Here is a 12,732-nt window from a genome sequence, read left to right as displayed (position 1 = left end):
GTGAAGTTAGTAGATACTTCCGTCAAGCGTCCGGTTGGCGTGGTCATGATCGTCCTGGCCATCCTGGCGCTGGGCTTTGTTTCATTACGCAGTTTAGCGATCGATTTGTTTCCGAAAATTGACTTGCCGATTGCCGTCGTAGCGACCAATTATCCGGATGCTGCTCCGGAAGAAGTCGAAAAGCAAGTCAGTCAGCCGCTCGAAGCATCACTCAGTTCGATAGAAGGGGTGGAATCGGTTCAATCCCAATCCCAAGCGGGTTCCTCTCTCGTTATCATTATGTTCTCGACCGGCACCAATCTGGACAATGCCCTGCTCGAGGTGCGCGAACAGGTCGATTCAGCCAAAGGGATGCTGCCGGACAGTGCCGACGATCCGTCCGTCCTCCGCTTTAATCCGGATCAAATGCCGATTATGTGGGTCGGACTGACAGGCGAAAATCTGTCCCAGTTGCAAAATGTTGCGGAAGATCAAGTCGTCCCCTATTTTGAACGGCAGGAAGGCGTTGCCTCCGTTACCGTCGAAGGCGGACAGACGAGAGAAATTCAGCTCGAACTGGATCAAGGGAAAATGGCCCAATATGGCTTGAGCACCCAGGACATCTCGCAGGCCCTCGGAGGGGTGAACCAATCCGGATCAGCGGGAACCGTGCAAAAAGGCGATCAGGACCTGCAAGTCCGGGTAAATGGCGACTTTGACTCGGTCGATGATATCCGCGAGACGATCATCCAATCGCAGTCCGGAACCCAAGTACACATAGAAGACATTGCCGAAGTAAAAGATACATTTGAAGAGTCGAACGGAACAACCATGGTCAACGGGAAGCAGGCAGCTGTGCTTTCCGTCATGAAAAAGACCGATGGCAACACCGTCGACGTCTCCGACAATGTCACGGCGGCTGTCGATGACCTGAAAGAAGAACTGCCGGAAGGCGTCTCGCTCGATGTCGTGATCGATACCTCGACATTCATCAAATCATCGATCAGTTCCGTGGTACAAAATATGATTATCGGTGGAATCTTTTCCGTTCTTGTCCTGTTGCTGTTCTTGAAGAGCATCCGGGCAACCATCGTCATCGGATTGTCTATTCCGATCGCGATTATTTCCACCTTCACGCTGCTTTACTTTACTGGCGAAACGCTGAATGTCCTGACCATGGGCGGACTGGCGCTTGGTATCGGAATGATGGTCGATAGTTCGATCGTCATATTGGAAAATATCGTTTCCTATCGCCAGCGCGGTTTTACGATGGTGGAAGCTGCCAAGAAGGGTGCCTCGGAACTGGCGCCTGCCGTGATCGCATCGACGACGACAACATTGGTCGTATTTTTGCCGATTGTCTTTGTCGAAGGCATTGCCTCCAGCCTGTTTACGCCGTTCGCGTTGACTGTTTCGTTTGCGTTGATTGCATCGCTGGTTGTATCGATCACATTGATTCCGATGCTGTCATCCAAGCTGCTGAGCAAAGCCATGCAAGATCATGGCCGGCGTTACTGGTTCGATCGGTTCCTGGATAAAGTCAATAATGGCTACAAAGGCGTGCTTCGCAAAGTTTTGAAATTCCGCAAAACGACTGTGTTTGTGACCTTCTTGTGCATCGTCGGAAGTCTGGCCTTGATTCCGTTCATTGGAGCTGAATTCATGCCTGCATCTGACGAAGGACAGATCGAGATTGCACTGGAAACACCGACCGGTACTTCGACAGAAGAAACCGAAGAGATTGCAGCCGAGGTCAGTGAGCGGCTGCAGGATTATCAGGACATCCTCGATACGAGTTACTTGAGTATCGGAGGAGGCAACCAGATGATGGGCGGTGCAGGAGGAGGAAACCAAGCCTCTTATACTTTGCAGCTGGTTTCTTCCGAAGACCGCAGCCAAACGACCGATGAAGTGATCGCGGATATGCAGCAGGACATGGAAGATATCGTCGGTGCCGATATATCCGTTAATTCACTCGGCGGTTCGGGGATGAGCACCGGTTCCCCAATTCAAATTCAACTGACCGGTCCGGAACACGAAGTACTGCGTGAGCTTGCGGATCAAGTTGTTTCTGAAATTGGCGAAGTAGATGGAGTACAAAATCCAACTTCTTCGATTTCCGATACACAGCCGGAGCTGAACGTGACGGTTGATCGGGAAGCTGCCGCTCAGCAAGGTTTGACGCATCAGCAAATCATGAGCCAGATTCAAATGGCGTTTAGCGGCCAGGTGGTCATGAACTATCGGGAAGACGGCGATGATATGAACGTACGTCTAACCTTCCCGGAAGATCAACGCAGCACGATCGCCGATTTGGAAAACTTGAACATACAGTCACCGCAAGGCTCGATGATTCCGTTGGATTCAGTGGCCGACTTTGAGCAAATTCAAAGTCCTGCTACGTTGTCCCGGGAAAACCAGCAGCCGCAGGTCAATGTTTCCAGTGACATTTCGGGACGGGACTTGGCCAGCATCAGCGGGGATGTGCAAACAAAACTAGAACAGTTGAACTTCCCGGATGAGTACTCTTATTCAATGGGCGGTGAAGTAGAAGATATGGCTGAGGCATTCTCTGATCTGGCCATAGCGCTGGTATTCTCGATCTTTCTTGTTTATGCCGTAATGGCTGTTCAGTTCGAGAACTTCCTGACACCGCTGGTTATCATGTTCTCCCTTCCGGCTACAGTCGTCGGTATTCTGCTGGGATTGTTCCTTACAGGTAAACCGCTGAGCATCACCGCGTTCATTGGGATCATCATGCTGGCAGGTATTGTCGTCAACAACGCTATTGTGCTGGTCGACTATATCAATATTCTACGGGGACGGGGCATGTCCCGCTTCGATGCCATCCTCGAAGCAGGCGCCAGCAGAATGCGGCCGATTTTGATGACAACCTTGACGACGATTCTCGGAATGGTGCCACTGGCGCTCGGTTTAGGTGAAGGAGCCGAATCCCAGCAGCCGTTGGCCATCACCATCATTTTCGGTCTGGGAATTTCCAGCATTTTCACCTTGCTGTTGATCCCGGTTGTTTACACCTACTTTGATGGATTGTCAGGAAGAATCGTCCGCTTGTTCCGCCGTGACAAAAAGCGGGAGCAAAAGGCTTAATCAGTAAAAGACGTATGTACCATCCGGTGCATACGTCTTTTGCCTGCTTCCATCGTTTCATTGGAATGTTTGGGCAGGTATATCTCGGTGAATAATTGAAATAGAGTGTTGCATAATTGTAATAGTATCGACCGTTTGATTTATATTAAAGATAAGAGAAATCAACTAAAGTAGGGATTCTATGGTTAACCTGTCAGAGCTTGTCATTGCATTTCTAATTTCACTGCTGGCGACTGCCCTGCTCGTTTTTCCTGTGAAAAAACTCGCAGTCAAAATCGGTGCAATGGATAAGCCGGAGGCCAGAAAAATTCATAAAATCGCGATTCCGAGGCTAGGCGGCCTGGCCATTTTTTTAGGAACGGTTCTCGGCCTGATTTACTTACAGCCGGCTCACCGCCATATGTTCGAAATCAGTATCGGAGCGATCATCGTCGTCATACTCGGAATTTTGGATGATAGATTTCAGCTACGTCCTTTGTATAAATTAATCGGGCAAATTTCCGCTGCCGGCGTGTTGATATACGGCGGTCTGATCATCGAGCGGATCAATGTCCCTCTATTCGGATTGGTGGAGCTTGGGAATTGGAGTTTTATCGTCACCCTGTTGTGGATTGTCGGCATTACCAATGCCATCAATCTCATTGACGGGCTGGATGGACTGGCTTCCGGCGTATCGGCAATTGCATTGATCAGCGTGCTGATCATGGCACTTGGTGATTACCGCGTTGTCGTTGTTTACTTCTGTGTCGTATTGATTGCCAGCAATATCGGTTTTCTTTTTCATAACTTCTATCCGGCAAAAATCTACATGGGCGATACCGGATCGATGTTTCTCGGGTACTCAGTAGCCGTGATATCCTTGCTTGGCTTGTTTAAAAATGTGACCTTGTTCAGTTTTATCATTCCGGTGATCGTGCTGGCAGTACCCATATTTGATACGTTGTTCGCCATTGTGAGAAGGCTGTACAACCATGAAAACATCATGCTTCCTGACAAGAAGCATATTCATTATCAACTGCTTGCTTCGGGATTCAGCCATCGGACAACCGTCCTGATCATTTATGGCTTCAGTGCCGTCTTTGGAATCCTGGGCATCATGTTCTCGAATGCATCGCTCACCTTTTCGCTGATTATTTCTTTCTTCATTTTGCTGCTGCTTGCGTTGATAGCGGAAATCGGAGCAGTGGAAAAAAGGAAAAAGCCGTTGATCAACAGCATGCACAAGCTGGTGAAGCGTACGAATGACCGCGGTTGAATATGAAGAAAAATTAACAAAAACATAATAAATTCGATAGTAAAGAAAATAAGCAAAAGGCGTTCCTTTTTAAACGAGAAGGGGCGCCCTTTTTTGTGTTTGTCGTGATTGTAAACATTGTAAATGCATAGGAAACCCCGCTCTCTGGGGGATTGTAGCGACTCTTTCAACCGGGTACGATGAAATCAACGGCCTTGCATGAATGGATTCGCATGCAGCTCAATATAAATAGAAGTAACCCCCTGACAAAGGAGAGCGATCTGATGAATAGGAAAGAGCAATTGTCCCGAACAACGACATTTTCTAGCAGCAAACGAAAGATACAACTGAAGCATCCGTTGGTTAATTTCCTCTCCATTGGATATGGAAAGCAGAAAAAGGCGGTGAAACTGCCATGAACATAGCGGTCATTGGAACAGGTTACGTCGGGTTGGTCACGGGTGTCTGTTTAGCCGAAATCGGCCACTCGGTTACCTGTTTGGATATTGATGAGGAAAAAATCGGCCTGTTGAACCACGGCAAATCCCCGATTTTTGAAGAGGGGTTGGAGGATTTACTAGAAAAAAATCTCCAACGCGGCAGGCTGGATTTCACTACCGATTATTGGGAAGGGCTGGCTGGAAAAGAGATTATCTACCTGGCTGTCGGAACACCGGAAACGGCAGATGGCTCAGCTGATTTGACTTTTATTGAAGCGGCAGGCAGAGCGATTGCTGCCCATTTGAAGCAGAATGCGGTAATTGTAACGAAAAGCACTGTTCCCGTAGGAACCAATCAATCTATCAAACGAATGATAGAGTCAGAGTTGGCAGAACCAGTTCAAATACGCATTGTTTCCAACCCGGAATTTCTCCGTCAGGGTACGGCCGTCCACGACACTTTTCACGGAGATCGTATCGTGATAGGTTCTGATGATCCGGCTGCACTAGCATTGTTGGAAGAAATCAACCGGCCGTTCCAGCTGCCGATTGTCAAAACGGATTTGCGAAGTGCTGAAATGATCAAATACGCCTCCAATGCTTTTTTGGCGGCTAAGATAAGTTTTATTAATGAAATGGCCCATTTATGCGCCCATGTAGGAGCCAATGTCGATAATGTGGCAGAAGGGATGGGCATGGATTCGCGAATCGGGGGTAAGTTTCTCCAAGCCGGTGTCGGCTATGGCGGCTCTTGTTTTCCTAAGGATACCAATGCTCTGATTGCGATGGGTAGAAGCTATGACTACCCGATGCCGTTGCTTGGTAGTGTCCAGCATGTCAATGACAAGCAGCGGGACTGGCTAGTGGAAATGATTCAAACCCGTTTAGGAAATCTTGAAGGCAAAACCATTGCATTGCTCGGCATGACCTTCAAACCAAATACAGACGACATGCGGGAGTCACCTGCCATTCGTGTCGCTGAACAGCTGCAGGCTGCAGGTGCTACGCTTCGCGGCTATGATCCTGTTGCTGTCTTACGGGCAAGACAAGTGATGCCTGCCACAGTCATGCTGACAGACAATCTGCAGGAGGCAGTACAAGGTGCAGATTGTGCCGTAATCATTACGGATTGGAAGCAGGTCAAGGACCTCCCGTTAGAGGAATACGCAGGCCTGTTGGCCAGTCCGCTTCTGTTTGACGGGCGTAACTGCTTTAACTTGAAGGTTGCAGAAGCAAGTGGGATCGAATACCATTCGATCGGGCGCCCGATTGTCAATTCCCCTGGAACGGTTTCTTCTTTAGCAAGTCACTAAATTGATTGAGTAGTTGAAATAACAACATTCTGCGCTAAAATGGAAATAAAAACCAATTGGAGGTGGAGCATGGATGGAGATGGTGTATTTTGGGTGACCATCATCGGCGGATTAGCATCGCTTGGGGCATGGATGTGGTACTATGCTGCATTAGGAAAAAGGACATCACAAGAGGAACTGGAAGCCGGACGCGACTTAACATACGAAATAAATCCATTCACCGGCTCTGCTAAACCATACAAGAAAAAAGAATAACCAAGAAGGAAAAGAGCCGGACTACACGGCTCTTTTTTATTTAACTTAATGAAATAGTACATTATACCTATGGGGTCAGTCCCCCAACACAGTAACACTGCGTCGGGCTGCCACGACAGTGTGTTGGGGGACTGACCCCAGCTTGACCCCAGCTTGCTTTGCTGACCCTGCGCCGGTTCTCTTTTACGTAACCAGAAAGGCGGATCCGGCTACGATGAGCAGCACTCCGACAATTTTGTTCTTTGTAAGGGTTTCACGCAACCATATGGAAGAAAGGAGCAGCGTCCATACGTACGTCAGGGATGTCAGCGGAAAAACAACAGTATACGGAAGGTGCTTGAGCGTCCAAACATTGAGGATGGCTCCAGCACCGTAAAACATGCCGCCTGCCAGCAAATGGATTAGCAGTTTGCTATTCAAGGTGAAATCCTGCCCGCTTGCCTTTTTAAAAAAGAAGCCGCCAAGTGCGCCGAAAAGGGTGAATAAAACAATCATCATCAGCCAATTAATCATCACCACCACCGATCAAGACAGCACCAATAATGATCAATGCTGTTCCGATATAATTTTTGGAGGTGATGATTTCTTCCAGAAACATGCTCCCTAAAAACAGCGCAAATACATAGCCAAGACTTAATAGAGGATGGAGAACGGACAAGCTGCCAAACCGAAAGGCGATGACCATCCCGACAGCGCCAAGGAAGTAGAGGGAAAGTCCCCCGATCAGGAAGAGGTTGATCTCCCCCGCCGACAGCTTCCAACAAAGCTGGCCGAGTGCAGTGCAGGCGGAAGCGGCAATCATGATGGCAATCCCGCTCTTATTTTCATTCAAAGAATTAAGCAGCTTTGTCATCGTCATCTGTCCTTTTCAGCAAAGGTTGGTTGTACAGGAGCAGGGCGAATAATCCAATGATGAACAATGCCATCGAGTTGGCATATTGATAGCGGAAATCTTGAGCTGGTAAACCGGCCAGAATGGTGCCTGTATTCAATAAAACAGGCAAAGCAACCAGCCAGGCTGTCCATCCGTTTTTCATGAAGCTGACAAAAGTCAACAATACAATCAAAAAAGTGTATAAAGCAGGTCTCCATACTAATTGTTTTAAATGGGATTCCGTAAATGTTTGCCAACTTGTCAGCACATTTTTTACACCTGGAAGTAGAGAAGCCGATTCCAGATTATAATCATTTGGTTGATGAATTTCTGTAGAATAAAGACTGGTATAACCATGCTGCGGTTCATTGATCTGCCAAACGAGCGATGTTTGCTTTAAGTAAGCGTCAACAGCAATAGAAAAATTATTGGAAACAACAGAGAACCAAGTAGAAAAGTATTTTCCGTAATCCTCGTAAATGACCTCTCGATTATAATCGTCGAGAAACTTTATCCGATCTGTTAAGTAAGGATGGTAATGTTCCTTCCACTCAGCTAGGGGTAAAATGCGATCCAGGTATTCTGCCTGCCCCGCAGTCAGTTCTCCATCGAGTGCAATTACTCTTGCCAGCTGTTGTGTAGGGATGCCTAATGCCTCATTAGGATCTGCCGGCTTCACCTCCAAGGAATCAAACACAGGTCCGGTAACGATGCCATAGATACCGCACACCGTCAGAGTCGTCATCAATACCCGCTTAGCCTGATTCCGGTATGTAATCATGAGCAGAAGGGCCATGGCCAGGAAAACGGGCAGTCCATTGTTTCGAATGAAAATAATGCCGATCACAGCTCCGCCTAACAGAAAATGGCTGCTTAACTGATAAAGCCATTCCCCCTTCGTGACGACAATTTTACAGGCAATGACAGTGAAGAGCAGCAGGAAAGTGCTGAAAAGGACATCCTTCCATATCATGATCGAGAAAACGCTGTTGACCGGAGAGAGCGCAAAGATTGCAGTCACTATCCATAACCAAATTGGTTTTAAACCATTTTTCTCAAAGCTGTACATCGCGTAACCAAATACGCCTGCAAGGAAAAAAATCTGGCCGAGAGCTGTCGCCGCCGGAGAATGCCAGAATATCGTCGTCAGCATCATGAACCATGTATAAAATACGGGATGCCAGCTGCTGAATTCATGTGTATGGATTTGCCGCCAATGAGAAAGGGAGTCGGGCGTCATCCCGCCTGGATAGAAAGCAGCTAAGTAAACAATCCAAACCACCAGGCAAGGCAGAGCATAGCCGATGATCTTCCACCTGGAAACGCTGTTTGTGGCTATCTTAAGCTGTATAGGATAGAGGAGGAATATCACAAGGGTTACTCCTACGAAAATGGTGGCATATGAACCAAACCAGACAAACAACTTGATTAGCCAGCTATTATCTTGTAAGTGATCAAGTGAACCTTTTAAGCTGAACAGCACTGCCAAGGAAAAGATACTTATAAAACCTGCCGATAGGGGATGGCGCATCAGCCTTTTTGCCAACTGCCATCTATTTACCATCACACGAAAACCGACTAGAAAAAAAACGGTTAGTAGCGCATATACCGCAATGATCACTGCAATTGACGTGTGGGTAAAGGATTGAATCAACGATAGACAGGCTGTTCCGCTCAAGACTCCCAATAGAACACTAAGCAAAAAAATTCCCCAATTACTGATCACCTTTAAATCCTCCAGACAAATCAAACATGCGATTAAGCTCCAATTCATACTGCTTTTTGTGGGTGGAAGCGACTGTGTCGAGAATCAGTCCGCTGGCAAAGGACAACATCGACAAAATCACCAATCCGACCGCTAGAATGGCAGAGGGTATCTTGGTGATGTATCCTGTGGCAAAAAACTCTCCAACCACCGGCAGCCCTGTTGCCAATCCACACAATAACAAAAGGACAGACCAGGCACTGAAAAACATCATCGGCCGATATTCCTTAAACAAGGTGAAGATTTTACCCAGTACTTTTAAGCCATCGCTTAACGTACTCAGTTTCGATTCACTTCCGTCCGGCCTGTCCCTGTAGCGAATGGGAACTTCTTTTATAGGCAGGCGTTTGTCAAGTGCGTGGATGGTCATTTCCGTTTCGATTTCAAAGCCCGGACTCATCACTGGCATCGATTTCACAAACACCTTATCAAACGCACGATACCCTGTCATAATATCTTCTAGGTCACTTTTATATAGAAAATTGATTGTCCGCTTCACTAGCGAGTTGCCTAAGTTATGGAACCTGCGTTTGTTTTCGCTCCCATAGGTTCCGTTCGACAATCTATCGCCGATCACCATGCTTGCCTCACGTCGGATAATCGGACCAATCAGCTGATGAACCGTATCAGCCGGATAGGTATGATCGCCATCTACCATGACATAACAGTCTGCATTTATATCGCGGAACATCGCTCTGATTACGTTCCCTTTTCCTTGTTTCGGTTCCTTTTTGACCACAGCACCATGCTCAATTGCAATGTCATACGTTCGATCCGAAGAATTGTTGTCATATACATAAATCACCGCTTCCGGCAGCTCCCGCCGAAAATCGTCAATAACTGCTCCTATGGTATGTTCTTCGTTATAGCACGGAATCAATACAGCAATCCTCATCCTGTTTACCCCTTTTCCTCTGATGATTGGACTTTCCAACAGTGTAAAAGAATCAGGGTATTATTTGGCAAATATTACAAAAACTTAACCAAAGTTCAATAAAGATTTACAGAATCCACATTGTTAATGGGTAAAGATAATTAGTTAGTAAAAGAATGCTATCAGAGTCGGTATAGTTGCTAAATTATCAGGCAACACTAAGGACGAGTAATTTATTTCATTCAGTTAAACTTTGAGAATTAACTCCAATAACAAAGATTCACAGAATACTAAGCTAATATGAAGTACGTAAAGAGTACGTTAAGAATCATGAATTTTCCTTTTTCTTTTGTTTAGCTTTGGTATATTTGAGGTGAATTACAGACAGCTCCGCCTCCGGCGGACTGTCAAAAATACAAAACAAGAAGCAAACTGCGGGGTATTGAGGATGAAGTCGAAACTGGGAGCAACCGGACTATTGTTTTTGTTGATGACACTGCTATTGAAAATTTCCGGATTGGTCCGCGACATGGTGATCGCCTATTACTTCGGAGACAGTTATCAGGCGGATGCATTCCTGGCTGCGTTCATCATTCCGAATATGCTGTTCCTGTTCATGACGAATGGTATGAAGAACACCTTGGTGCCTAGCTATCTGGAGGCAGCTGCCAATGGCAGGGAAAACAGCCACTTGTCGCAGGTGTTCAAAGTGACAGCTGTCGGAGGGACGATTGCTGCTGTACTCGGCATGCTGCTTTCCCCGTACTTGATTCCGCTACTTTATACCGAATTCAGCGAACAGGCGACAAGGGTTGCGATATGGGTTTCCGTCTGGCTGATGGGAGCACTGGTGTTTGTCGGATTAAATGCAGTTTTGGAAGCTTATTTGGATGCCAGACAGCGGTTTTCCACTTCTGCAGCATCGCAAATCATCGTGATAGCCGCCATGATAACCAGCGCTTTTCTGTTTGCGGAGTCTGCTGGTCCTTATGCACTGGCAGCAGGCTATCTTGCGGGTACGATTGTTTCTTTGTTATTCAAGCTGATTTTGGCTGTTCCCAAACAAGCAATCCGGTTGAAGGAAAAAATCAACACGTCGGAAATCAAACATTTTTATCGGTTGTTCCTGCCTGTTGCCTTGACCGTGATGGTGGGACAAATAAATCTGGCAGTCGACAATATATTTGCCGGCTATTTCCCTGAAGGTACCGTTACTTATATCAACTATGCCAAGAACCTGGTCCACTTTCCGCAGGCGATTTTCGGAGTCACAATTGCGACCCTGGTTTTTCCGGCACTTGCCAAAGCACAAGCTATTCGAAATCAGGTGCAATTCAAACAAACGATGGTACAGGGACTTAACCTGATGTACTTGCTCGTCCTCCCGGCAATTACCGGGATGATGATCCTTATGCCGCAAATCATTGAGCTATTGTATGAGCGCGGTGCTTTTACGCATCAGGCTACACTGGCGACAAGCCAGGCAGCCTATTACTATTTTGGTTCGGTACTGTTTTTCAGTTTAAATACGATGATCAATAAAGGCTTTTACTCGGTAAAACAGGGCAAACTAATCATGAAGATCGGCGCCGTTTCTGTGGTACTGAATCTACTATTCAACTATTTATTCACGAAGACCCTGGGATTTGTCGGTATTCCGCTCGCATCCTCGGTAGTCGGACTGCTTTATGCAGCGACAGGATTCGTACTTTTCCTGAAGCTTGTAAAGGGACTGCCGCTAAGCATGCTGGCAGGTGAGTTTGCTAAAATCACTGCCGCCACAGGGATCATGGCAGCAGTCATTATCCCACTGAGCCGGGTGGTCACAGACTGGCCCGTATTGTTGCATATCATCATGATTGCGTTGGTCGGGGCAGTACTATTTATCGGGACGGCCTGGCTCCTGAAAACACACTCCTTGCAATACCTTACCGGCAGCCTGCGCAGCAAAACGAAGCAGAGGGAGACATAACAGCGATGATGAAAGATACCTTATTAAAATCAGCGGAGCCGGTAGTCGTTCCGGTTACCAGGCTGGTGATGAAAAAACATTATCAAAACAGCCGAAAACTCACAGACATGTTGCCGAATCAAAACATCCTGGTATTGGCTCCGCATATGGACGATGAAACAATCGGACTTGGCGGAACGATACGCCGTCATGCCGATACCGGCTCACAGGTTACTTGTTTGTTTATTACAGATGGAGGACAAAGTGTCAGTCGACTTCCTGGGAATGAACTGGCAGCACTCCGGAAGGCGGAAATTAGCCAGGTCCAGCCGATTCTGGGAATCAATCAGGTTTTCTACTGCGATTTGCCGGATGGTCATGTCGGGAATCGGCCGGAGTTGAGCGGCATGATTGCGGAGCACATCCAACGCCTGCGGCCGGATATTATTTACGCTACAACGTTTGTCGATGCCCATCCGGACCATGTCGCAACAGCGGAAGCGTTGGCAGACGCTCTTGAACTAGTAGACAACGTCGATCCGGTCGTCCGTTTATATGAAATCAATTGTCCGTTTCCGCCAACGGCCATCAATTGTTTGATTGATATATCGGAGACAATGCCGGCAAAGCGCCAGGCGATCGACGTGTTTCAATCACAAGCAATCGCTTTTGACGGCTTTTTGGAACTGAACAGGATGAAAGCACATCTTGCTGAGAATGCTATTAATGCAGCGGAAGGCTTCCTGCAGCTTTCCAGCCAGGAATTTCAGAAAATGATCCAAGCGGTAAAAAAAGAACATTATGATTATCCAAAGTTGTTCAAACAAGCAAACCGGACGGTAACGCTGTTGTGGGCAATCTATAAAAACCATCGATTAAAGAAAAGGATTTACCAGCAACACTGGTCGTCACATCCCGGCATTCATCGATAGGAGA

Annotated in this window: 11 protein-coding genes; 7 read left to right on the top strand and 4 right to left on the bottom strand. The window is 47.1% G+C overall.

The features are described from left to right. The 5 genes from ERJ70_RS17080 (at position 1) to ERJ70_RS17065 (ending at position 6,332) form a co-directional block, all read left to right on the top strand. Positions 1–3,090 (top strand): efflux RND transporter permease subunit, encoded by a 3,090-nt coding sequence (locus ERJ70_RS17080; RefSeq protein WP_209365960.1) that lies wholly within the window; start codon positions 1–3, stop codon positions 3,088–3,090. Between the two features lie 181 nt (positions 3,091–3,271). Beyond that, entirely contained in the window at positions 3,272–4,345 is a 1,074-nt protein-coding gene (locus ERJ70_RS17075) for a glycosyltransferase family 4 protein (RefSeq protein WP_209365959.1), read from the top strand. A 263-nt stretch (positions 4,346–4,608) separates the two neighbouring features. Next, positions 4,609–4,743 carry a hypothetical protein gene (locus ERJ70_RS20140; RefSeq protein WP_256439056.1) on the top strand — a complete coding sequence of 45 codons (135 nt, stop codon included), beginning with the start codon at positions 4,609–4,611 and terminating at the stop codon, positions 4,741–4,743. Continuing rightward, positions 4,740–6,077, top strand: coding sequence for a UDP-glucose dehydrogenase family protein (locus tag ERJ70_RS17070; protein ID WP_209365958.1), 1,338 nt, complete (start codon positions 4,740–4,742; stop codon positions 6,075–6,077). The genes ERJ70_RS20140 and ERJ70_RS17070 overlap by 4 nt, the downstream gene beginning before the upstream one ends. A 69-nt stretch (positions 6,078–6,146) precedes the next feature. Then, entirely contained in the window at positions 6,147–6,332 is a 186-nt protein-coding gene (locus ERJ70_RS17065; RefSeq protein ID WP_209365957.1) for a hypothetical protein, read from the top strand. A 183-nt stretch (positions 6,333–6,515) separates the two neighbouring features. Here the strand turns inward: ERJ70_RS17065 and ERJ70_RS17060 are convergent, their stop codons facing one another. Genes ERJ70_RS17060 through ERJ70_RS17045 form a run of 4 tightly spaced genes read right to left on the bottom strand, consistent with a single transcriptional unit; the run spans position 6,516 to position 9,866 of the window. Further along, positions 6,516–6,845, bottom strand: a complete 330-nt coding sequence (locus ERJ70_RS17060) for an EamA family transporter (RefSeq protein WP_209365956.1) — start codon at positions 6,843–6,845, stop codon at positions 6,516–6,518. Then, on the bottom strand, positions 6,838–7,185 hold the full coding sequence (locus ERJ70_RS17055) for a DMT family transporter (RefSeq protein WP_209365955.1): 348 nt from the start codon (positions 7,183–7,185) through the stop codon (positions 6,838–6,840). Before ERJ70_RS17055 ends, ERJ70_RS17060 begins: the two co-directional genes overlap by 8 nt. Further along, positions 7,169–8,932, bottom strand: coding sequence for a DUF6020 family protein (locus ERJ70_RS17050; RefSeq protein WP_209365954.1), 1,764 nt, complete (start codon positions 8,930–8,932; stop codon positions 7,169–7,171). The genes ERJ70_RS17055 and ERJ70_RS17050 overlap by 17 nt, the downstream gene beginning before the upstream one ends. After that, entirely contained in the window at positions 8,922–9,866 is a 945-nt protein-coding gene (locus ERJ70_RS17045; protein ID WP_209365953.1) for a glycosyltransferase family 2 protein, read from the bottom strand. Before ERJ70_RS17045 ends, ERJ70_RS17050 begins: the two co-directional genes overlap by 11 nt. Positions 9,867–10,293: 427 nt before the next feature. Here ERJ70_RS17045 and murJ point away from each other — a divergent pair, with 427 nt between their 5' ends. Together murJ and ERJ70_RS17035 are read left to right on the top strand one after the other, a co-directional pair. After that, positions 10,294–11,817, top strand: coding sequence for a murein biosynthesis integral membrane protein MurJ (gene murJ / locus ERJ70_RS17040; RefSeq protein ID WP_209365952.1), 1,524 nt, complete (start codon positions 10,294–10,296; stop codon positions 11,815–11,817). Positions 11,818–11,822: 5 nt separating this feature from the next. Beyond that, the gene (locus ERJ70_RS17035; protein ID WP_209365951.1) at positions 11,823–12,728 is read left to right on the top strand and encodes a PIG-L deacetylase family protein; all 906 of its coding nucleotides are present in this window, start codon (positions 11,823–11,825) and stop codon (positions 12,726–12,728) included. Positions 12,729–12,732: the final 4 nt, after the last annotated feature.

The sequence above is a fragment of the Sediminibacillus dalangtanensis genome (assembly GCF_017792025.1).
Classification (GTDB): Bacteria; Bacillota; Bacilli; order Bacillales; family Amphibacillaceae; genus Sediminibacillus; species Sediminibacillus dalangtanensis.
The sequence above is the reverse complement of the archived record's forward strand: the minus strand, read 5'-3'. Positions and strand labels throughout refer to the sequence as shown.

Coding starts and splice junctions, on each gene's coding strand:
- ERJ70_RS17075 (WP_209365959.1), top strand. CDS start 3,272: ATGGTTAACCTGTCAGAGCTTGTCATTGCATTTCTAATTTCACTGCTG.
- ERJ70_RS20140 (WP_256439056.1), top strand. CDS start 4,609: ATGAATAGGAAAGAGCAATTGTCCCGAACAACGACATTTTCTAGCAGC.
- ERJ70_RS17070 (WP_209365958.1), top strand. CDS start 4,740: ATGAACATAGCGGTCATTGGAACAGGTTACGTCGGGTTGGTCACGGGT.
- ERJ70_RS17065 (WP_209365957.1), top strand. CDS start 6,147: ATGGATGGAGATGGTGTATTTTGGGTGACCATCATCGGCGGATTAGCA.
- ERJ70_RS17060 (WP_209365956.1), bottom strand. CDS start 6,845: ATGATTAATTGGCTGATGATGATTGTTTTATTCACCCTTTTCGGCGCA.
- ERJ70_RS17055 (WP_209365955.1), bottom strand. CDS start 7,185: ATGACAAAGCTGCTTAATTCTTTGAATGAAAATAAGAGCGGGATTGCC.
- ERJ70_RS17045 (WP_209365953.1), bottom strand. CDS start 9,866: ATGAGGATTGCTGTATTGATTCCGTGCTATAACGAAGAACATACCATA.
- murJ (WP_209365952.1), top strand. CDS start 10,294: ATGAAGTCGAAACTGGGAGCAACCGGACTATTGTTTTTGTTGATGACA.
- ERJ70_RS17035 (WP_209365951.1), top strand. CDS start 11,823: ATGATGAAAGATACCTTATTAAAATCAGCGGAGCCGGTAGTCGTTCCG.